This is a genomic window from Methanobrevibacter filiformis (assembly GCF_001639265.1).
Classification (GTDB): Archaea; Methanobacteriota; Methanobacteria; order Methanobacteriales; family Methanobacteriaceae; genus Methanacia; species Methanacia filiformis.
Window position 1 is genome coordinate 1 of record NZ_LWMT01000108.1, and the last position, 24,059, is coordinate 24,059.

Sequence of the window (24,059 nt, forward strand, 5' to 3'; positions counted from 1 at the left end):
GCCTTTTCAAGTTTACGACCAGACCTTATACCATCAATCTGACCCATAAGAATATTTCTAGCAAGCATTCTCCTAGAATAAGCTTTCTTACCTGGAGTATCCGCATATTTAGAATGCAAATCACCAAAATCATACCGACTAACCAATTCCTCAATAAAAAAACAAATATGATTATCTGGAATAAAGTCCCTCAAATTCAAAGGAAGTAAAAACACCTGACCAATACTATCTTCATGCAAAACCATAAACACCAACTCAACAAAAACTAAAAAACACTAATAATATATTACACCCCATAATATTTAAAACTAAGCATAACTAAAAAGAATCAAAAAATAATTATTGCACAGCCAATTATATGTAAAAAATAATTTTTAAAATGAAAATAATGAAATTATTTAATATTATCTATAATATTATTTACATGTTATAATTAGATTATAACCTATTAAATTAATTCCAAATGTTTTAAAAAACATTACATAAACTGTTTATAATTCATCTAACATATATAATTAATTAACTAAGCAATATAATAGCTATTTAAACTATTATATCCTAGCCAACTCTTTAACTTCGTCAAAATCCATGAATCTTGTTAATTTTCCATTTTTAAATACTGTTTCCAGATAATTAGTTTTACAATTTAACTCATCTAACCTTATGGTTTTGAATTTATCATTTTCTCGAGTAAGAGCTAATCGACCTTTTTTAGAGGATTTAGTTATGTCAAGTGGTTTTTTATATACATCATGCCATTTTCCATTTCTATATTGAGCTGAAGATTTAAATGCATTTTTTTGTGTATCTCTATTTGTAGATGTATGTAGACCACCACCCATACCAAATATGATGTTAGATGCTGCCCATCTATTATTTTTCATAGCAAAGAGAATATCTCTCATCCCATAGTAATCAATGCCATCTCCCCAAAGTAAACCAATATTTGAAGGAATAATTTTATATCCTTTTGAGTTTAGAGAAACTCCAAAGTATTTTTCAATTAATTTAAAACAATCCAATGTAGTTATAACAGGATCTCCAGAATCTGGACGAAAAACAATTTTATTTCCTTCTGCTCTATTTAAGAAACTATTTATTTCTTCTCTTAATCCATTGTTTAATTTAGATCTACCTAAGGTTCCTATGAAATTCTGATAATTATAGCTATCTATAACAATAGATAATATTCCATCTTTAGCATTTTTTAGTATGTTTGAGACTGTTTGGAACTCATAAGTTTCACCTAAAGATGTCATGATACTATGTTCTGTTGCTTGAACTGAATAGCCAGGTAATGACCCTATATTTGATTGTTTAATATTGGAAGAGTTATAAGAATTGTTGTAATATTTCATAGGCAGTATTAATGCTGGAACCGTATCTGTACCTGAGAAATTAATTAAATGAGCAGCTCCCGCAATTTCTGATGATTCAAATGAGCTTGCTCCTCTATATCCAAAATCATGTAACATGAAATCAATGTTACTCATATCATCACTGGTTTTATTTAAATAGTGATTTAAAAGTATTTTGCATTCTCTACTTAATGTTGCAACAGTTGATGGAAACCAAACTTGAAGTAGTAATGATTCTAGGTAATTGGTAAGCCATCCACACTTTGAATCAGTGTTTACAATTGTCATTAGTACATTAGATACTTCAACTGGAGTTCCTTCCTTAATTGCTTTTATTTCTACTGGAAGCCTGCCATCATGTTTATCTAATATATATCGCCACCCATCTTCGTTGAAAATTTCAGACCCAATGTGATTATTTATTATTTCTTTAGCTATTTCTATTTTCTCATCATTTACGACTTTTCCTTCCAAATATTTTTTTAGTATATATTGAAGACCAAAAAAGACTGTTTTATTAAATCTAGCTCCAGTTCTACTTTCTAAATAGGAGTAAATATATTCTGTATCTTTTGGATAAAATTGGTAGTGAGTGAATTTGTAGCTATCACTCATAAGACAAATATTGTTGTGAATCATTATATAACCTTTTTTAAGCATTGTAAATTTTACATTAATCTTGTCATTTAGCTAAATGACAAATCTTAAAACTAATTATGTTACCAAAGTATATAAATATTTCTGTCATTTAGCTAAATGACAAAATAATTAATAATAATTTTAAAAATAGTAATAATAAATAATTAAATATTATGTCAAATTGGTTGTTATATTGTGAAAAAAATATTTAAAAATATTAATATAAAAATAGTAAATATATCTATAAAAATTCAATATATCTATATAAAAAATATAAATAAAAAATATATATAAATATAAAAAATAATTTAGTAATTAATTGTAATTAATTGTAATTAATTAAATTTTTTCAAGTTATTTTTATAACTAGACTCGGTAACAGTTTTATCACCATTTAATAAAATATAATTTGCTTTCTTTTTATTAGGGAAGTAAGCTTTTAGAAGAGGGAAACTTATTGCTTGACCTGGAGGTAATGACTTTTTAAACTTATCACCAAAAGAACTTAATATGAACTGTCCTGTTAATTTAGGCTTTTTACTTGTGCCTTCCCAGAAATCTACTTTAAATTTACCTGCTGCAGCAGTTCCTTGATTTTTAATTGTAATGTAATAATATTTTCCCTTTTTAGTTATTTTAGTAGTTACTAAATCTGCTTTATATCTTATATATGAATCTTTTTTAGTGGTTACTTTATTATTAGCATATTTCAATTCTATGGTTTTTTTGTTGTAATTGATATAAAATTCTTTACCATATTTTTTATGTTTTGAATAGCTAAAATATTTAGCTGTTATTGTAGTTGATTTACCTGGAGCTATTGATTTAACAGTGTATATTTTATACTGTTTATTATATTTAATTCTAAGTTTAGTGGTTGATGACTTACCTACACCCTCATTTTTAATAGTTATTTTATAATTGTTTCCAGATCTTTTAATTTTAGATATAACTAAGTCAGGTAAAGCCCTAACACTAATATTAACACCATTTGAAGAAGATTCCAAAGCACCATTATCATCTTGGAAATAGAAAGTTAATTTATTGGTTCCTGGAACTGTTGATTTATACTTAAATATTGCTTCACCCTTTTTATCTGTTAATACTAATCCTCCCAAAGTATTTACTTTAGAAGTCGAATATGTCATGAATATTCTGTATCCTTCTAAAGGTTCATTTTTAATAGTTGTTAATTTAATTTTAATCTCTGTTTGTTCATTAGGATTCATAGTCTTTTTAGATACTGATACTATTGATAATTTAGTACTATCCAAAATTTTTATACTGCCTGTGCCTCTTGCAGGACCATAAAACTCACCATTAAATATGTCATTATCTACCCAAACGGTGATTGGATAAGTTCCTGCAATATTTTCTACCTGCCAATAATTATTACTATCATTATTCATTTTAGCTATTCCAGACTTATTGGTTTTATGTTCAGGAAATTTTGAAGGTTGAGTATTTGATATTAAATCTCCTTCATTAATATATAATTTAACATTAGCGCCTTCAATAGGTTTTCCAGTGTTCTTATCAGTCACTTTAACATATATAGGTGGGATATCACCATATTTAGAATCTGGTGCAGTTATACTTACATTATATTGACCTGCACTTACTGTGTTTACAAATAATAAAAACAAAATAGAAATAAAAGTTAATATAACAATTTTTCTCTTCATTCGTTACCTCCAATGTTGTTTAAACCTTAAAATTAATTAATAAAGATTAAATAAGTAAGATTAAATAAGTTTGCGTTATATGAAAATTAAAAGTATGATTTATCAAATAGTCTAGTAGTAATTATTAAAGTTTATACATATATTTTATAATTACTTACATTTTATTATATTTGTTATAACTAATAAAGATTACTATTTATACTAACATTATTAATAAAAATAATATAATATTAGTACCTAAAGATTAAATAGTGTTTTATTGAAACTGAAAAAAATGAAATTTAAAAAATTAAACTAAACCCATTGAACATTAGCAGTTGTAAACCGATAATTATTGGAAAAAGCAGGATTATACAAAGCATTAGACAAATTAGTTGTTTTAAAAATAGTAGCTATACTTTTTCTTGCATTGAAGTTTATCCTATCTCCAATAGATTCCTTATCAGCACGATTTAAAATATTATATGATGATGAAACATAAATTTTTAGCTGAATTTTAGTTTTATTATAATTTGAATCAAAACCTTGATTAATTTGTTCTATTTTTAAAAGCTTAATAGATTTCGGATAAGTTAAAAAAGAATTATTTACAGCATATCCATCATAAGTAGTTTTAGGATAAATAGCTAAGCTATTAATTGAAATTCCCTCCATTACACCATTTCTAGCACCACTAATAGCTGTATTCAATTCATTTTCAGTGTTAATAACATTAACCGCCAATATAACTAAAACTAAAACAAAGCCTATTAAAATTATAAATTCCATTGAAAGCTGTCCTGTCTCATCATTAAAAAACATGTTTTTGCCCTATAGAAAAATATTTACAATATATAATCTAGCTAATTTGATAAATATGAATAGAAGATAAGTTATCATTATTAAGAGACTTTTTAATCAAGTATTTATTACCTGAAAATAGTTTAATTTCATCTAATTTTTCATTATCACGATTAATTAAAGTAATTGGATAAATAACTGATTTACCCCTTTTACCTTTGAATTCCAGCATTATTTCAGTTTTTTTAAGTAATATACTGTAACTATTATTATTTAAGTTCTCTGGAAGAGTTAATGTTGTACTATAACCATTTCCATTACTATTTACACCATTTATTAAAGTTGAAAGGTTTTCAAGGAAAGTCCTTCCACTAAGGTCCTCCCCCATATTGTTTATAGAATCGAATCTTGTCTCAAACAAGTTTAAAATAGCTATCATCAAAAAAATCATGATGAAAATAGTAAATACCAATTCAATTGTAGCTACTCCTTGATTATCATTCCCCATAGAAATATTAAAATTTAAAAATTCCATGAGAATATTATAAAAATAGTTAAGTAAATACTTTACTTAAATTTGATGATAAAAATGATTTTACTTTAAAATATATCAAAGAGAGAACAAAAATAACATGAAAAATAGCTAAAGAATATAAAAATAATTAAGAGAAACAGTTAAGAGATGAAAAAAATAATTAAGAGAAAAAGATATGAATAATTAAGAGATAAAAAAAATAATTAAGAGAAAAAGATATGAATAATTAAGAGATAGAGAAAATAATTAAAATATATTGAAAATAATCATAAATGATAATAAAAAAAGTCTTTAAATTGTATTAAAGGAGCTGTTGTATGATTTCCACTTATAACAGGCATTAAAACTGCAATTATTATTCCAAGTATTCCAAAAACAATACCAATTGTCCAAATTAACTTAACTGCATTTTTTTCATTTTTAGGATTTCTTAAAACAAGCCTAATTAATGATTTAAATCCAGTTGATGGAATGAGAAGTGTTCCATCCTCATTAACTTCTGTTGGTTTGTGTTGTTGTCTTTCCATAACTCCAGCACTGTAAAATTTCATTGCAGCATCAATAATATTAGGTATCAATATTATAAATGCAATCAATTTTAACCTTCCAATAAAAGCTACTGCTGCAATAGTTGCTCCAATAATAAGAGTTCCAGTATCTCCAGGAAATACTCTTGAGGGGTGTTTGTTAAAGTATAAAAATGCAATCAAAGGTCCTAGCATACTCATACTTATAATAGCTACATCATATTTACCAAGAATAATACATGAAATTGTTAATGAAACCATAGCTATTGCTCCAAGCCCAGTTTCAATACCATTTAAGCCTGCCAACATATTTGTTAAATTTGAGGTTATTGAAATAGCTATTGGAATAGATATTAAATATAATAATCCTACATTTGGTGGAGCAATCCAAATTAAAGGAAGTCCTGCTAAAAACAAAAGAATAAGCTTTTCTTTTGAAGATAATTGAATTAAATCATCCACCATCCCTATAATCCCAACTAATAATATAACAAGTAATGCCATTGCCAACTCAAAAGTAAGAGTTGGATATAAGAGTATTCCTGTGAAAATCCCAATTATAAAACCAAATAAAATCCCTATTCCACCCATTTCAGCTACAATAGGCTTAGTTATTTTATGAATATCTTTACCAATGATATTAGCATTTTCTAACCTTCTTATAAGAAGAGGCATTATGAAAAATGTCACAAAAAATGCTAACAAACCAGCTACTGCGGATATTATGACAATTGTTAAATTATTATTTATATAAAGCAAAATTTCACCTTTAAATATGAAATATTATATTCCCTTATCCTTTTCAATATACGAAATGTTTTTATTAATATTATGAAACAAGCTTTTAAATAGATAAATGTTTTTATTATTATATTAAATATATTAATTATTCATAGTTAAGTATTTATCTATTAATATTTTCATTATAATAATCAAATAGTAAAAACAATTCAAAAAAATAGAAAATGTGTCCTTAATAACAATTAAAAAGAATTAATAATATAATATACTGACCTAAGAGGAATATTTTCCAATTGAGCTATTTCTTTAGGTTTTACTCCTTTATCATGCAGATTTTTAATCTTATTTCTAATTACAGAATCATACTTGATTTTCCGTCCCCTTTTAAGCTTAATATCATGGTTTGAAAATTTATTATTTAGATAATAAACTGTTTTTAAAGAAATATTCAAAGTATTAGCTATTTTTTCAGGGCTTACACCATTATTAACTAATTCAATAACTTTATTTCCTATTTCATCCCCATATATAGGCTTTCTACCCCATTCATAACTGATTTCAACTATAATTTCAAGTTCTTTAAGTGCAGAAATATACTTCTTGGATATTCTATCATAAAGACTCTTAGAGCATGTAATTTTTTCTAAATTAGGATAGTCTTCCATTAATTCAACTATAGTTTTTGAAGTTAAAGGTTGAGTAATATGAATTTTAGTTAAAGAATCATCATAAGTCATTTGAATCAAGTAATCAATTAGTATTTAATGTTAGTAAAAGCATTTCTTAATTTAAATTGCTTAATTTTGAAATAGCTTTTGTTCAAACTTTTTTTAAAAGTTTGTTTCATGTTAGTAAAAGCATTTCTTAATTTAAATTGCTTAATTTTGAAATAGCATATGACAAAACTTTTTTTAAAAGTTTGTTTCCATATCTATTATTTACTTAAGATTTAATCATTTTTAAGAATTGTTTTGATTTGTTAGTACGAGGTTTACTAACAGTAGTTAAATTTTTAGATTCAGTTTTAATTTCTTTTTCAGATAAATCAAAAGCATAAGCAAGTGTTGAAATATCTAAATCATTAGAATTATTCAGGAGGAGTGCTGCACCCAATGCCACATGATTAATTTTCATGTTCAATCCTTTCATTTGTTTTTCTAATTTAAATTTTTCATATAAAATTAAATCCATTTCATTTATTTCAATAATTTTCTCACAAGCATAAGTTTTAAGTATATTAATAGCTTGTTTATTTAAGTGTGTGAAAATTTGACGTTGCTGACGATCAATATCTCCCCTAAGATATGGAAATGGTCCACTATGCCTTTTTCTCCTATCATTTGACTTAGTTAAATAATATTTAAATATATCCCATAAAATAAGTGTAAGACCTAAGTTTGAAAAGACTTTATCTTCTAATATTTTCCGTGTTTTTTTATCTTGAGCTAATTTAATAGTTAATTTTTCATTTTTATCCATTAAATCCTCTTTTTGAAGAGATTCTATAATTTTAGATTTTCTCCATTCATCAAGAGAATCCTTTTCACTAAGGAAATTAGGTTTTTCCAATCCAATCTTATAAATAATATTATCATATTTTTTTAAATTATCATAATCTCTAAGTTTAATAGATAAAATTTCATCTAAATGTTCTTTTATTAGCCTTTCAGAATACATTGCATAAGCTAAAGCTAAAGCTGTTCTTGCATTGCGATCATTAATGATTGTAGGTTTTGTTCTATGGAATTGAATATGTTTAATCCTAACATTCCCATAATCTTCCCTTATCTTTTCTTCATAGCTATTTACATATTCCGAGTCTAAATTAACTCTCTTGCTAATCCAGCGATTATTTTCCCTAATTTTTATAATCAATGAAACTGTTTTAACTGATCCCTTTTTTTCTTGTTTTAGGTTCTTTAAAATTTTTTTAAAAGATTCTCTTCCCCATCTACTAAGTTTAGACATTAAAACCATGTAGTTACCTGAAAGTGGAAGATATGACAAAATTTCCAAACGACAAATTCCATGTTTCTTTAGTTTCAGATATAGATCAGAAGAACCACATATACATTTATCAAGCCCATTGGATTCTAAAGAAGATGGTCTGTATGATTTTGAGCAAGTATTACAAGTAATCAATCCATACTCATCTAAGTTCCCAATAGCTATTTTATGTGCATCAATAGCTGATTTAACACGATTTAATATGTTCTTTTTAGCAGATGCTTTCATTCTAAAATATTGACCATATTTATTTACTTCAGATACTTCCTCAAAACTAACATCCGAGGAGTTACCCATACCATACCTACTTAAAGCTCGGTACGGTGCAGTATAACCTTTAGCATCCATATTTTCTTTCATTGATTGTAAAACATCTAATCTGTTCGATAATTTAAGATAGAGTGACTTGAAAATATCTAAATCAGAAATTCCATTTAAATCTAATGGTTCATTCCCTATTTTTTTCAGATATTTTTCAGCATCACCTATAAGTACTGATTCATCCATTAGCTCACCGTGAGGACTTTAATAATTAAAGATAACGCCAATTCCTTTAATTATATATAAAAGTAAACTATAAATAGATATTAAATAAAATATCATTAAAATAAAACTAATTTAGCTATTTAATTATTAATTAATATCATATTACTAATTTATTAAGTTCTATAAAATATAATACTATTATTATATATCAAATTGCAGTATAAAAAGGTAATTAATAAAAATATTAATTAAGATAATATAATGAAAGATAATTAAGTAAGTTAATACTATAATCAACAATAATATTAATCAAATATAGTAATATAAGTAATAAAAATACTAATTAAAATAATATAATCATATAATACAAGTAATAAAATACCAATAAATTCAATAATACAAGTAATAAAAATACTAATTAAATGATGCATTGGATTAAAATTAATAGATATAAATGAAAATTAACTAAATAAGTTCAAAAATATCTGAACATACTCAAATTTTAGAATTTATTGTATTCTTTCACCTATTTCTGCATCACCTATTGGACTTAAAATAGATACTGAATCTGATGTAGCAAGTAACATACCTTCAGATTTAACTCCAAATAATTTTGCAGGTTCTAAATTAACTAAAACCGTTATTTTCTTACCAATAAGTTGATCAACACTATATTTTTCAGCAACACCTGCTACAATTTGAAGTTCTTTTTCCTTAATATTAACTTTTAATTTAAGCAACTTATTAGACTTTTCAATTCGTTCTGCAGAAATAATTTCACCAATTCTCATGTCAAGTTTTCCAAAATCATCAATACTTATTAAATCACCCATTATATCATTCCCATTATTATTTTTATTATATTTACTATTAGATTTATTATTATTTTTATTATCTTTACTATTAGATTTATTATTATTTTTATTATCTTTACTATTAGATTTATTACTATTTTTATTATCTTCACTATTAGATTTATTACTATTTTTATTATCCTTTGTATTAGTTATAGCTTCGCTATTCTCTTCGTCCCCTGCCTGAAGATTTTTAAATAATTGTTCTCGTTCTTTAATTATTATTTCATCATCAATCTTTTTAAATAAAGGTTTAGGCTTGTTTATTTTATGTAATGGCATTATTTCATCATTTAACATGTCCCAAGTACCATCAAACTCAATATTCATCATATCCAAGATTTCCTGAGATTTATTTGGAATATATGGTTTTAACATGATAGCTAATGTTTTTGATAATTGATTACACAAGTAAATGCAATTTGCAGCTTGTTGAGGATTATCTTTTAATGTACTCCACGGTTCTTGATCATTGAAATATCTATTTCCAAGTTTAGCTATTTTTATAATTTCAGCTAATCCTTCTCTAAATTTAAAATTAGCGATTAAATTTCCAACTATTTCGGGAACTTCATTAATTTGCTTTTTAAATTCTGAGTCTTCAATAGTTAAATCTTTAAATTGAGGTATTTCACTATTAAAAAACCGTTTAGTGAATGTGAAAGTTCTATGGAGGAAATTTCCTAAAACATCAGCCAATTCATCATTTACACGCCTACCAAAATCTTCCCATGAAAAATCTGTATCTTTATTTAATGGAGCATTAATTGTTAAGTAATACCTAAGTAAATCAGAATCAAATTTTTTAACAAAATCTTTAACCCAAATAACCCAACCTTTACTTGTAGACATTTTACTACCTTCTAAAGACAAGTATTCTCCAGCGATTATATTATCAGGCATTTTACAACCATGCCCTTCTAACATAGCTGGCCAGAATATTGAATGATGGTAAATTATGTCCTTACCTATGAAATGAATAACATTATCATCCCAATAATCTTTCCAATGCTTTCCAGACCCTTCAGACCATGCAGATGCCGATGAGATATAACCAATTAAAGCTTCAACCCATACATAAATGATTTTACCTTCTGCACCTTTAACTGGAATTGGAATTCCCCAGTCCATATCCCTACTTAAAATCCAATCTTTTAAACCATCTTTTAGCCAGTTTTTTGTGTAGTTTTTAACATTTGAAGGTAAAAGTTCATTTTCATCTATATATTTTTCAATTTCTTTTTGAAATTTAGTTAATCTGAAAAAATACTGTTTAGATGATTTAATAATTGGAGTATGACCACAAGACAAACATTTAGGTTCGAGTAAGCCATCAGGACCTAAATGCCTACCACAAGCTTCACAATGATCTCCCCGTGCACCTTCAGCTTTACAGAATTTACAAATTCCCTCAACATACCGATCTGGTAAAAATCGCTCACACTCTTCACAATAAAGTTGATTTATTTCTTTTTCATATATTAAATCCTTTTCAAATAAATTTAAAAAGAAATTCTGAGCTATTTTATAGTGTTTTTTATCAGTAGTTCGAGCAAAATTATCTAATGAAATATCACAAGATTTAAGATCTTCAGCTATTAAATTATGATACCTAGTAGCTATTTCAATAGGTTTTTTCCCTTCATTATCTGCTTTAACAGCTATTGGTGTTCCATGCTCATCTGTTGCACAAACAAGAAGTACATCATTCCCTATCATTCGATTATATCGTGCAAAAATATCTGCAGGAATATATGTTGATCTTAAATGCCCTAAATGACAAGGCCCATTAGCATAAGGCAATGCACATGAAATAAAAAATTTTGACATTCTTTCCTCCCAGTTCTAATAAAAATATAGATTAAAATGATTATAAATTAATATCCATAAATAAAACATCCAATACATGGCTAATTTTACCAATAATAAATAATAAGTTCATAAGTATCTCTGAAAATAAATAAAATACCCTACAAAAGAGATTTTATTTTTCTATTAATATATTAATACCAATAAAGTTATTATTTATGTTTTTATTAAAATATTTTTCCAATACTCTCTATTTTTCATACATAGTATATTAATATTGATTAATGCCCTAATTATTATAATATTTAATAAGCTATGTAAATTAATATAAATTAATATTTGTACACTGAATTGAGAAAATAAAAAATTTTCTCAATTCTCTCCAGAAGATGTTTAATCTGATTAAAATACACATGAAGAGATTTTGCAAAATTTTCTATTTTGCGAAATCAGTGTTTTAAATTAAAATTTTATGAAGCAAGTCTTATTAAAATTCATTTTTTTATAATTTAATTCATTTCAAGGATTTCATAAGTAAATGTAATCATAACATTATAAACAATTTACATTAATATTAAATCAAAGTAATTATTAATATTAATAAATTTAAAATAAGAATAAAATGATCCTAACTTTAATAAAGAAGAATAGATTTAAAATAGAAATAAGATAGTGAAAATACAAAAAATTAGAAAAATACGTAAATATTAAAATAAATAAGCAATTATGATAAATAATCACCATTAGCTATAAATAAAATAGCTAAAAGAATGTTTAATGCTACAAAGAATTACCATTAACATCAAAAACTTCTTGTACATTGTAAATTGCTTGATTTACAGATTGATTGTTATCATTAAGAGTAGTATAACCATCACTTTCAACTTCAACTTTACCAGTTAAAATTGAAGATTCATTATTTTGATCTTTATTATACTCTTTTAGTTTTTCATAATCTTCTGGTTTGAATAAATATAATACATTATCTGTCTTGTCATTTTTTGTAACCTTATCAACAACAAGATATTCATATCCAGATTTATATTCACCCTCAAGATGCTGTTTAAGTGAATCTTCACTTGTATTATTTAAATCATCCAATTTATAAACTTCGCTCTTTGCACTAACATTTAACTCTATAGTGTTTGTAAAGGAAGTTAAATTAAAAATAGCAAACACAGAAGCAACTGAAATAAACATAACTGCTAAAATTATCACTATACTCATATTAATTTTATTCATTATATTGACCCCATTGTTATAACTAATTTACTAATAAATTTATTATATTATTATATCTAAATTTCATGTAATATATAATTTTCTATAAGGAATACAATTTTTAGATACAATACATAAACTATCATGATTATATAAAACATATTATAAAAATAATATAATTAATAATGTTTAGAATATACATATAAATATATTACAATTTAATATAAAAAGTAAATTAAATTAGAAGTAATATATAAACAAATATTAATCAATTATAAATTATATATTAATGTTATGTTAATGAATAAATTTGAATAATTAATAAATTCACAACCAGTCATAGTTGTTTTACAAAATAGTTCATAATTTTAATTTATAGCTATTAATAAGGAGTAATTTAAGTTGAATCAAACTGAAATAAGAGAAGGATTTTTAAATCCATTATCTTCAGATGGACAAAGAATTCTTCATGAAAATATTGATTTAAACTCCATCTTTGATGAAAATGAAAAGCTTATTGAAATTATTAATCGTGTTGGTCATGGAATTATGGATGATGATTCTAAAATTCCAAAAAGCCTTGGTGAATTAGCTATTAAAAGAATAGAATGGTATTTTAGAGAAAAAAATGATAAAAAATTCAAGATAAATGAATATTCTTATTTTTTTAACGAAGATATTTATGAGAATGATGTTGTTTGCTTCCATTTACTTGCTCAAGCTATTGCCCAGCAATACAACACAAATTCACGAGAAGCTAGATTATTTTTTGAATCACAAAAAAGAATAATTGAAGAGCGATTAAATAGAATGAACACCGAATTTAGGAATTATATCGTAGACAACACCTTAGATGAACTTTTAAATAATATAACTACATTAAAATGGACTGATTTAATAAATCTAATATCCTCTAAGAAAATATCATTAGAAGATTTACTTTTAAGTGGTGGAGAAATAATCCTTAATGAAGATGATTTTAGAGAAACATTTTACACAGAAATTGAAGATTGGCAAGAACGAAGAATTGAAAGTGTTTATAATGAACTTGTTGGTTATAAAGTAAAAGAATTAATATTAACACAAATCATAGTTCAAAATACAGAAGAATATTTAAAAAATATCAAAGAAAAACTAGCTATTATTGATATACACCCTAAAATCAAAAAATTAAGTGAAGAATTAGAAAAACAACTAAAAAAATTAACTGAAAAGTACAGTGAATTTTATGGAAGCGGATCTGGATTTAGTAATGAGTTTGATAAAGCAGAAAAGCTTATGAAAGAAGCATTTCCCCCATGTGTCTTAAAAACAATTGAAGGAGTTAAATCAGGAAATCGTAATGATGCTATAGTACTATTTTTAACATCATTTATATCCTATTCCAGATTATATCCACAAGTCTTTAAAAATAATGAAAATATAAGTATTTCAGATGTTGATCCTAATTTAGACATCACCTTTAACGAAATATTACCAATAATAAATGAAGCTGCTGAAAATGCAGTTCCTCCACTTTTTGAAGATCAACCTCAAGAAAAAATTAATATTGTATCAAAATTAGGATTTGGAATGCATAGCGAACCAAAACTTGAAAATGAAGGAGAAACAAAATGGTACACTCCAATGAGCTGTGAAAAAATCAAAATACATCTTGGAAATCTATGTCATCCAAATAAAGCATGTAAAAAGATCGGAAATCCATTATCATATTATTCCATGAGAAAATGGCAACTTAAAAAAGATGGAAAGTTAAATAACACCTCAAAAGATTCATCAAAAAAGAAAGATAAAAAAAATAAATAAATAGAACATATAGATAAAAAAAAGATAAAAAAATAAATAAATAGAACATATAGATAAAAAAAAGATAAAAAAATAAATAAATAGAACATATAGATCAAATAAAGATAAAAAAATAAAAATCAACAGAATATATAGAGCAAATAAATAGAGTATTGGTCAAAAGTCATTTTTCAAGAAAAAAATTTTCTTCATTTCATAAACAAATGAATTTAAGACAATTTTAGTTCAACAATTCAGACTTTTGGCCACGACTCAAAGATAAAAAAATAAATAGAATTATAATAAGTAATAGGAATTGATTAAAACAGTTATAACTAATAGAGCAAGAGGTGGTCAATATTTTCGCTCCAGCTACAATTAAAGAAAGAAGACAGTATTATCGTGAAGAATGGTCTGAAAAAGATTTACCTAATTTTATTAGTGAAGAATTATATAAAAGAGAATTTGGTTTTGATCATTATGGAAAAGGACCTAATGACCGATACAAAGTATTTAAAAATAAAGATTCTCTTAAAAAATTTATGCGAATTAAAGCACCATTTGCAGGATATGTTTCAGTAGCTTTTTACAATAATCCTCAAAGAAGAGGAGATTGGATAAAATCAGAATTCGTTTTTGATGTAGATGCAAAAGATATGCCCATACGATCATGTAATTGTGAAAGTGTCTGCAAAATATGTCTGGGTGAAGCATTAGAGTTTGTTCAACTATTAATTGATACATTGAAAACAGATTTAGGGATTAAAAATATCCATTTAATATATTCTGGAAGAGGATACCATGTAAGGATACTCGATCCTGCCATTATGGAAACTGAAAGTGAACTAAGAGGAGAAGTTGTAAAATATGTAGTAGGAGCCAATGTTCCAGAAAATTCCATCTCATTAGGCTACACAAACCTTTTCAACAGAAGAGTAAAAAGAAATATATTTCATCTTACAGGTCATGAAACATTAGATGGAATAAACAGTAAATTACTAAAAGATACAATAAAACACAGAGATTTATTAAAAGATAACTCATGGGGACTTTTTAAAGGACAGATAGGACCAATAAGATATAAAAATTTGCTTGCAGGAATGGCAAGAGTAAATTTATCTATGGTTGATGCTAAAGTTTCAATAGATTTAAAAAGAATACTACGTCTACCCTCATCCCTTCACTCAAAAGTTTCTATGAAATGTGTTGAAGTTAAAAATCCAGAAACATTTGATCCATTTAAATATGCAGTTCCTAAATTTGTTCATGAAAGAGAAGAAAAAAATAAAGAAAATGTTAATGAAAATAAAAAAGAGAAGTAGAAAAAAGTTAATTGAAAATATGAATATAAAAAGATAAAGATTAAGATTAATGAAAGAGATTAATGAATTTATTATCTTTTTAATAGCTGTCCAGGGTTTAAATAATCATTTAAGAAATTTAAAAAGTCCATATTATCTTTATAATCATTATTTTTCAATAAATCATCTAATGAATTCAATTTGTAAGTATTAATTATCAATTCTTTTAAATTTTTTCCAATTTTAAGAATACTAATTTTATTTTTAGTCAAAAAATATTGAAAAAACTGCTGAGGATTCCTAATCTTTCGTTTTTTAAGTAATACCCAAAATTCTCCTTCTAAATAACATTTATAACCATAAAGACTTAAAAAATCATTACTTGCTTTCCTATTCCAAATTTTAGGTCCTTCATGCGTATAATATTTACTTAAAGCCCATGTATCAAATTCCAATAGAATAATAGCTATTTTAATCTCATTACTCCAATAGCCATAATTAATAATCTTAAAGCCTAAATCTTCTAATTTTTCTTTTAATGAAATAGCTGTTTTCTTTATTTGAGGATAAAGATTGTCTGCAGGAATATCTGGAATATCAAATGATAATAATAAGGTTTTGCTTTCTCTATCATTAAAAGAAGCTATTATACTATTCAATAGTTCATTTTTATCTAAATTTTCTTTAAGAGGATTAAAATAATCAATTTTAGGTTTTTTTAAGAAATTACGACAACCAATAATAAATTCCATCATCTTCTCAGTTGTTAGTGCTGCACCAACATTTCTATGCATATCTGTAGGATCAATAGCTATTAAACTATCATCAAATAAATTATTAGTACCATAATCTTCTAAATCAATCATTGTTCCATTTACCCAGTTAGCTGCATTAATTAAAGTGTTTTCAAAAGTACCATATTCTAAAATTAACATTTCACAAAGATAACCTGCAAAACCACCTACCTTAAATTCAGATCCATAAACCCCAATAGATTTCATGAATGTTTTAAGTAATCTAACTTCCTCTTTTTTATCATCTGTTAAATTCTTTAAAATATAGTTAGTATGGAGAATTGTTCTATCTACTGCAGATTTAAGCTGATCTGCAGATTTTATATTATAACAAGGAACAATATCTACCTCATATCCACTGATATTAACCGTTAAGTATGGATGAGAAGCATAGTGCTCTTCAGCAACACCATTGAATTGATCACTAGTTTTATAAGCTAAATAAAGCCCTTTTTCTTTTAAATCATTGATTGGAGTTTCTAATGAGAAACAAATGAATATATCAATGTCAGCACTTCCTGAAAGCCATGTTCCCTTAGCTACAGAACCAACAAGCTTAGTTTGAGCATTGATATTTTCATTAACTGCAACATCATTTATAAAATCAATGATATCCTCTGCAGTTTTAATAATTTTAGTTTTTTCCATCTCAGTTGGAGCAATTTCTTTTAAAACTTCATCATAGTTCAAATTTATTCATCCCCAATTAATATAACAATTAAAAGTTAAAAATAGCTATATTTTCATATATTGGACCTTTTGGAGTTAATTCACTCTTTTTTAAATAGATATTTTTAATTTTCATTGATCCTATTTCAAAACCTTTAAAATCTTTAAGTATTTTACTTACTTCTTCTCTATTTTTTTGATTTTTCATTCGCCCTATAGTTAAGTGAGGAGTATATGATCTTTCTTTTTTAAATCCTAAATTAGAAAATTTTGAATCAAAGTTTTTAATCAAATTAATAAACTCATCATTTCTACTAATTCCAACCCATAAAACTTTCATTACTTTATCATTTGGAAAAGCTCCAGTGCCTTTAATATTAATAGTTAATGAATCATTTTCATTTAAAACTTCTTTAATAGCTATTGATAATTTACCCACCATATTCTCATTAATATCACCAAAAAATTTCAATGTAAAATGGAGGTTTTCCATTGAAACAAATTTTATATTAGCTTCTGAATTTTTAAGTCCATTTTGAATAATTTTAATATTATTCTTTAATTTTGGTTCTATATCAATAGCTAAAAAAGATCTAAACTTACTCATTTAATCACATAATCAAACTAAGCTTCTAAAAGTCATTTATTTTTCAATAATTGTTTCATCAATTGCCATTCCAAAATGACGAGCATTATCATCAATAAAGACTTTGATTTTGTCACCAACCTTTATTTCAGATACTGAAACAGCTTCGCCTTTATCAGTGACTAATCTTATTGTTTCAGCATTTTGTAGCAATGTTTTAATTTTAAATCCATTATATTCTGCTTCAACAAGTATGAGAGGTCTTTTTTCTATTTTTATCCTTCCTACAACAACTGGTCGAGTTTTACCTTCTTTATTTACAACAAGAACCTCATCACCAGTTTCAAGTTCAGATAAATACCTGGTTTTATTATTTGGAACCATAATATAAGCTTGAACTGGACCTGCATTTACTCTAAATGGTCTGGAAGCAACATATTCACTTTCTAAGGATTCACTATGAACTAAAAACATTGCTTTCGAGTAAGAACCTATTAACATTCCTTCTCCAACACTCATTATTGATGTAGTATCTATACAAACCCTATCACCAGAAGATACTCCTTTAATATTTGTGATAGTAGCTTCTTTAAGTTCATAATCATTGGAACTTGTATCCTCTATTAATTTAGCCATTTCTTTAATTGTTGAAAAGTCAGTTGGTTTAAATAATATCCCATCAGTTCCAATTTCAAGAGTTTCGATAGCTAATTTCGCTTCATCAACATCCCGAGCAGCAGCGATTATCTTAACATCATCTTTTTGAAGATCAGCTATTATATTTTCAAGCGGAATTACTGTCCAATCTTTAGCTATTAAAATAACATAATCTACAATTTTTCCAATTGATACTGCTAATTGCTCATAATCCTTATTTTGAATTTCAACATATGCTGCAACAATTTTCCCCTCACCTTTAAGATTCCTCGCTAATTCAATATCCTTAGAATCACTAAAATCTTTTGAAAGTGGAATTGTCCCATCACCTTCACCATTAATTCCAACTAATGCAATATCTGCATTTGGATCATTACTAATAACACTAATATTCCCTAATTTTTGAATGTTTTCAATATCTTTTAAATCCAATACATGATCAATTCCAGATTCAAGTGATGTTGTAATTAATTCCTTTTTATCATCCCATTGAACATCTGGTGAGATAATCCAACTAAATTTCTTATTTTTCAATTACATAGCTCCTTAATAATTAAAAACAATATATTTGTACAGTGAATTGGACATTTAAGAAACGAAAAAGATAAAAAAAATCTTTTTTCTAATTTTTAAAATCTGTGATTTTAAATAAATAAAAATTTTTCCAATTCTCCTTTTAAAGCATTAAATTCTATTAAAATGCCTAAAGGAGATTTCACAAATTTTTAGTTTAAAAATCGAAATTTTTCACTATTTTGCGAAATCAGTGTACTAATCAATCTAATATTTTTAAAGCTTCCTCTACATCTAAATCGTTGTGAACTACTTCAGAAATTGCTTTAGTAATCTTACCAGGATTTGCAGCTTGGAAAAGGTTTCTTCCAAATGCTACACCAGCACCACCAACTTCTAGAGAATCCTTAACCATTTCAAGAAGATCTCTATCAGTTTCTACTTTAGGACCTCCAGCTATTACAACAGGAACTATAGCTCCTTCAACAACTTCTTCAAATGATTCAGGAGTTCCAGTATAATTAGTTTTAACAATATCCACACCTAATTCAGAACCAACACGTGCAGCATGTTTAACTAACTCAACATCCATTTCATTTTTAACCTTTTGACCACGAGGATACATCATGGCAAGTAATGGAATTCCCCAGTGACTACAGGTTTCAGCTATTTCACCTAATTCATGTAACATTTTAGCTTCAGTTTCAGATCCAATATTAACATGAATAGAAACAGCATCAGCACCAAGTTGTATTGCCTTTTCAACAGAAGTAACTAAAACTTTATTGTTTGGATCAGGACTTAAGGACGTGCTAGCAGACAAATGAACAATGAGACCTATATCTTTGCCATATCCCCTATGTCCTTGTTCAACAATACCTTTATGCATTAAAACAGCATTTGCTCCTCCATTTTTGATATCATCAATAGTTTTACTAATATTAATAATACCTTCAACTGGACCTATGGTAACACCATGATCCATTGGTGCAATAACTGTTCTATTAGTTTTCCTATCTATGATTCGCTCCATACGAATTTTTTTTCCAATCATTCTATTAAATCTCCTCTTAAAACATTTGATTAGTAATAATATTAAATATTTAATTTAATTAATAATATAAGCCTAAAATATATATGAATATTAAAACATTGTGAATTCTATAAAATATGATTTTTATGTAAAATAATTTTATAAAATACAACTTTCATAATAATATAATATTTATCTTTTCTTTTATTTAAAAATTTATTAAAAAATTACAATGAAAATTTTGAAATAAATCAATAGCTATTTATTATTCAATTTATCAGTCCACAAACTAAATTCTTTTATTTGAGGAGGTATACCTTGACCATAACAAGATTTAAGCCACCCATTATCCGATTCTATTTCTTCATAAGTCTTACTGGATCTTACAAAGTCTATTAATCCCCTATTTCGAATAATAGTATCTCGAGGTCTTAAAGCAGAAGACCATATATAATAAACCTTAAAAACAGTGTCAGGATGGTAACCACCCCCTAAATCAATAGATAAAACATCACAACTACTAACTAATTTAACAGCTTCTTCTAAAACATTGTGAATCCTAACATCCCCACTGATAAAATGTAAATTATCATATTCTTCAGAAAGATTACCCATAGCATCAATAGCTTCAGGGCTATTGTCTATAGATATAATTTTGCCATTAATAACTTTATTTGCTATTAATTCAGTAGATTTTCCAACATGACATCCTAATTCTACAATTGTATCTGTAGTTTTAAGAGTATCATTTAAAATATCCCTATAAACATTAATATCATAACTAATTTTTATCATTTTAACATTATCCAAACAAAATAATAATAATAAAATATAATATAATAAAATATGAAATTTTTATAAAAATTAAAAAAAACTCAAAAATCCTTTGAAAAATCCTTTTGTTAAAGTATAAATACGATTGATTAAATGAATATTTATTTATGAAAACCTACTAATTAATAACACAAGGACTAAATAAATTTAATGCCTGAGGTATTTACTTTAGATATTATTAAGTCATCTATATAACATAAGTCATTAATGTAATATTCTGGAAAATATGTAAGTGCAAAAGCAGTATTTCCAAGCATAGCCATTGAAGAACCTATTGCTTTTTCTTTTAAAATATTAATAATATTATCCATATCTTTATTTAAAAGACCTGTTCCTTTTGCAAAATTAAATGAAGATTTTAGTAAATTATCCAAATTAGGATCCTTTAAAAACAAATTCATTGCTTTAGAACCATAGTAATTTATTTTATTAATCATTTCCTGATTTTGAATGATTGAAGCAGTGTCAATTTCACTTAGTGTTTTTGTAACAACATAAACATCTGAAAGATCATTTCCATTAGGAATATTAGGGATATCCATATAGTTAATGGTCTTTCCAAAGCCTGGAGCACCTGGTTTTGTTCTAATAACAATTCCTTTTGATGTTTCAGCTATTACATCACCTAATCCACTTGATAATTCTAATTCTAATAAATGTGCAATTTGATATAGTTCCGTTGAATCTATCCTTAACTCAAATAAATTATCAATAGATAAAACTGTTCCTAATGCAGAAGCTGCAGAAGTACCGAATCCACATCCTATGGGCAAATCAAAATCATGATTAATAGCTATTCCTTCATTAATATCAAACTTATTTTTCATATATTCAGCTGCTCTTCTAGATATTACTTCCTTAAATACATCTTGATTATTATTGATTTTAATAGCTATTTCATCATTTTTATAAGGTTTAGCTATTGTTTTTATTCCTTTATCAAGTAATATTCCAGCACCACAAGATCCTTTCATTAAAGGATTATTATGATTAAACACAGTGAAAAAACAGGTGATATGTGAAGGCACAAATACTGAACTTTTCATTCTATCATTAAATTTAAGTTTAATTGTTAAATTTTTATTAAATCATTCATTAAAAATAATAAATTAATTAAAATTATAGTTAATAAAAATATTATGTAATTAAAATATATAAATATAAGTTTGAAGTAATTTGAATTTAAGACAATATATAATATTAATATATAAATAGCTATAAGGACATAATACATTTAAGTTTTAATATGAAATATTTAGTTAATTTATAATATTGTTCATATTAATCATGAATTAAATATTAATAACTTGCATATCAATAAATTTAGATATAATAATTTACATATTTAACAATTAAGTATTAAACTTAAAAAAATCAAGAAGGGATAAATTGGCTAAAAGAATAAATAAAAGAATAGACTTTCATATACACAGCTTATTTAGCGATGGTGAACTTTTACCTTCAGAAATAGCTAGACGAGCTGAGGTTTTAGGTCATGAAACAATAGCTATTACTGATCATGTTGATTCTTCTAATTTAGATACAATACCTAAAGTCATTAAAGCTATTGAAGATATTAACAACAACTGGGATATCAATGTTATTGCTGGTGCTGAAATAACACATGCACCAGTTGAAATTATTGATAAATTAGGAAAAGAAGCCAGAAACCAAGGTGCAGAATTAATTATTGTTCATGGTGAAACATTAGTTGAGCCTGTTGCTAAAGGAACAAATTTAGCTAGTGTTAATTCATCAGAAGTCGATATTTTAGCACATCCTGGACTCATAACTCCTGAAGAAGTAGAAATAGCTAAAGAAAACAATATAACCCTGGAATTAAGTGGAAGAAAAGGACATTCTTTAGCCAATGGACATGTTGCAAAACTTGCAACTGAAATTAATGCAGATTTGATAATAAACACAGACACACATAGTCCTGATGATTTAATAACCTTTGAAAAAGCAAAAAAAATAGGTTTGGGTGCAGGATTAAACGAAGAAGACACTTTAAAAGCTTTAATTGATAATCCTAAAAAAATAATGAAAAAGTCAAATATAAAATTCTAAGATTAAAAACAATTAATACATAAAAAGGTTGCAAGTGCTTTAATTAAATATTAAGCTGAATTAATATCTTAGATTAGTCTAAAATAAGTAAAAAATGATATTAATTAAATGATATTAGTTTGAAAAATAGTGAAAAATAGTAAAATATTGAATTAAAAATGTTTATAATTATTATTAGTAAAATTATTGAAATAAAATAAGGTTAAATTGGGTTAATTGAGAAGCACATTTCTTATGAGAAGCACATTTCTTATCATTAACACCATTTGGATTGTATATTGCAATATAATGCACCCCTTTTAATTCTTCTTTCGATATTACTGTCCAATTATTATTCCCATATAACCTCTTATTTAATAAGACTTATGATGCTGTAACACCACTGCCTGATGATTTAGCATTTTTTGAAGAGTCTGAACTTGAATTTTTTGGCTTTGGCTCTGGTTTTGGTTCTGGCTCTGGTTTTGGTTTTTTATCCGATTTTGAACTTGAATTTGAACTTGAATTTAAAGTAGAATTTGATGAAGATTCATTTTTCTTAGGGAGATTATCCATAATTAAAATAAAGGTTTATGATTGTTGGATATGGTTTTAGATGTTTTTTAGTTTTTGTTTTAGTTTTTTGGTCTATTTTTTGTGTTTTAGTTTTAAACTTTTTTAATGTGTTTTTTATGATTTGAAGATTTTATTTGATTGTTTTTCTTTTGATTTGTTTTTTCTGTTGTTTTTTTCTGTTTTTGGTCTGATGTTTGGGTGATTTTAGTGTAAGGATGTTTGAATTCCTTTTTTTCTCTCTAATTTTTTGAAGTGAAAGCTCGCTAGTATGTGCTTCTTTTCATGTTATAACTTTTTTTAATGAAAAAGTATATAGTATTATTAAGAAAATAATGAATAATGTTTAATTAATTACTAATGTTTTAGTATTAAGTTTTAATAATGCTTTGTATTTTAATAATTTATTATTTTTAATTATTTTTTTCTTAATTTTTTTTTAGGAGGTTGAAAAAAATGGCTGTTGAATCTATTGAGGATTTAGGTATAACTATTAAAAAGTTAAAGAAATTTGGGAGAGAATCTCGTGATTTTATAACTATATTGTCTTCATTTGATAATAAGTGTGTTCAGGATTTAATCAATGAATTAAATGGAGAATTTAAATCTGAAAAAGGAAGAAA

The 24,059-nt window shown here is 25.7% G+C and carries 19 protein-coding genes and 1 pseudogene; 3 read left to right on the forward strand and 17 right to left on the reverse strand.

The window, feature by feature from the left end:
• The 10 genes and pseudogenes from MBFIL_RS03665 to MBFIL_RS03710 form a co-directional block, all read right to left on the reverse strand.
• A pseudogene (locus MBFIL_RS03665) lies at nt 1–245 on the reverse strand (hypothetical protein); the annotation flags it as partial.
• Nucleotides 246–551: 306 nt separating this feature from the next.
• Entirely contained in the window at nt 552–1,997 is a 1,446-nt protein-coding gene (locus MBFIL_RS03670; protein WP_066971612.1) for a nicotinate phosphoribosyltransferase, read from the reverse strand.
• 335 nt (nt 1,998–2,332) lie between these two features.
• On the reverse strand, nt 2,333–3,682 hold the full coding sequence (locus tag MBFIL_RS03675; RefSeq protein ID WP_066971614.1) for a CARDB domain-containing protein: 1,350 nt from the start codon (nt 3,680–3,682) through the stop codon (nt 2,333–2,335).
• 294 nt (nt 3,683–3,976) lie between these two features.
• The gene (locus tag MBFIL_RS03680) at nt 3,977–4,483 is read right to left on the reverse strand and encodes a hypothetical protein (RefSeq protein WP_066971616.1); all 507 of its coding nucleotides are present in this window, start codon (nt 4,481–4,483) and stop codon (nt 3,977–3,979) included.
• Between the two features lie 37 nt (nt 4,484–4,520).
• The gene (locus tag MBFIL_RS03685; protein WP_211261705.1) at nt 4,521–4,970 is read right to left on the reverse strand and encodes a hypothetical protein; all 450 of its coding nucleotides are present in this window, start codon (nt 4,968–4,970) and stop codon (nt 4,521–4,523) included.
• A gap of 293 nt (nt 4,971–5,263) precedes the next feature.
• A complete protein-coding gene (locus MBFIL_RS03690; protein WP_394328410.1) occupies nt 5,264–6,283 on the reverse strand; it encodes an MraY family glycosyltransferase in 1,020 nt (339 codons plus the stop codon).
• Nucleotides 6,284–6,507: 224 nt separating this feature from the next.
• Nucleotides 6,508–7,002, reverse strand: a complete 495-nt coding sequence (locus MBFIL_RS03695; RefSeq protein WP_066971620.1) for a helix-turn-helix domain-containing protein — start codon at nt 7,000–7,002, stop codon at nt 6,508–6,510.
• 205 nt (nt 7,003–7,207) lie between these two features.
• Nucleotides 7,208–8,779, reverse strand: a complete 1,572-nt coding sequence (locus tag MBFIL_RS03700; protein WP_066971622.1) for a DUF530 domain-containing protein — start codon at nt 8,777–8,779, stop codon at nt 7,208–7,210.
• Between the two features lie 488 nt (nt 8,780–9,267).
• Nucleotides 9,268–11,442, reverse strand: coding sequence for a methionine--tRNA ligase (metG, locus tag MBFIL_RS03705; RefSeq protein ID WP_066971624.1), 2,175 nt, complete (start codon nt 11,440–11,442; stop codon nt 9,268–9,270).
• 759 nt (nt 11,443–12,201) lie between these two features.
• Complete coding sequence (locus MBFIL_RS03710; protein WP_066971626.1) at nt 12,202–12,663, reverse strand: hypothetical protein; 462 nt, start codon at nt 12,661–12,663, stop codon at nt 12,202–12,204.
• A gap of 381 nt (nt 12,664–13,044) precedes the next feature.
• Between MBFIL_RS03710 and MBFIL_RS03715 the strand changes: the two genes are divergently transcribed.
• Nucleotides 13,045–14,448 carry a DNA primase gene (locus MBFIL_RS03715; RefSeq protein WP_245637447.1) on the forward strand — a complete coding sequence of 468 codons (1,404 nt, stop codon included), beginning with the start codon at nt 13,045–13,047 and terminating at the stop codon, nt 14,446–14,448.
• A gap of 338 nt (nt 14,449–14,786) precedes the next feature.
• Entirely contained in the window at nt 14,787–15,749 is a 963-nt protein-coding gene (gene priS / locus MBFIL_RS03720) for a DNA primase catalytic subunit PriS (protein WP_066971644.1), read from the forward strand.
• 71 nt (nt 15,750–15,820) lie between these two features.
• On the opposite strand, the gene cca is transcribed toward priS, so the two are convergent.
• From cca to MBFIL_RS03750, 6 genes are all read right to left on the reverse strand, one after another.
• On the reverse strand, nt 15,821–17,212 hold the full coding sequence (gene cca / locus MBFIL_RS03725) for a CCA tRNA nucleotidyltransferase (protein ID WP_066971628.1): 1,392 nt from the start codon (nt 17,210–17,212) through the stop codon (nt 15,821–15,823).
• Between the two features lie 28 nt (nt 17,213–17,240).
• Nucleotides 17,241–17,798, reverse strand: coding sequence for an RNA 2',3'-cyclic phosphodiesterase (thpR, locus tag MBFIL_RS03730; RefSeq protein WP_066971630.1), 558 nt, complete (start codon nt 17,796–17,798; stop codon nt 17,241–17,243).
• A gap of 36 nt (nt 17,799–17,834) precedes the next feature.
• The gene (locus MBFIL_RS03735; RefSeq protein ID WP_084266286.1) at nt 17,835–18,968 is read right to left on the reverse strand and encodes a 3-dehydroquinate synthase II; all 1,134 of its coding nucleotides are present in this window, start codon (nt 18,966–18,968) and stop codon (nt 17,835–17,837) included.
• Between the two features lie 241 nt (nt 18,969–19,209).
• Nucleotides 19,210–20,001, reverse strand: a complete 792-nt coding sequence (locus tag MBFIL_RS03740) for a 2-amino-3,7-dideoxy-D-threo-hept-6-ulosonate synthase (RefSeq protein WP_066971632.1) — start codon at nt 19,999–20,001, stop codon at nt 19,210–19,212.
• A gap of 237 nt (nt 20,002–20,238) precedes the next feature.
• The gene (locus MBFIL_RS03745) at nt 20,239–20,775 is read right to left on the reverse strand and encodes a class I SAM-dependent methyltransferase (protein WP_066971634.1); all 537 of its coding nucleotides are present in this window, start codon (nt 20,773–20,775) and stop codon (nt 20,239–20,241) included.
• A 176-nt stretch (nt 20,776–20,951) separates the two neighbouring features.
• Nucleotides 20,952–21,860, reverse strand: coding sequence for a pantoate kinase (locus tag MBFIL_RS03750; protein WP_066971636.1), 909 nt, complete (start codon nt 21,858–21,860; stop codon nt 20,952–20,954).
• A gap of 355 nt (nt 21,861–22,215) precedes the next feature.
• Between MBFIL_RS03750 and MBFIL_RS03755 the strand changes: the two genes are divergently transcribed.
• Complete coding sequence (locus MBFIL_RS03755) at nt 22,216–22,884, forward strand: histidinol phosphate phosphatase domain-containing protein (protein WP_066971647.1); 669 nt, start codon at nt 22,216–22,218, stop codon at nt 22,882–22,884.
• Nucleotides 22,885–23,247: 363 nt separating this feature from the next.
• Here MBFIL_RS03755 and MBFIL_RS03760 read toward each other — a convergent pair whose 3' ends face one another.
• The gene (locus tag MBFIL_RS03760; RefSeq protein WP_066971638.1) at nt 23,248–23,439 is read right to left on the reverse strand and encodes a hypothetical protein; all 192 of its coding nucleotides are present in this window, start codon (nt 23,437–23,439) and stop codon (nt 23,248–23,250) included.
• Nucleotides 23,440–24,059 lie beyond the last annotated feature (620 nt).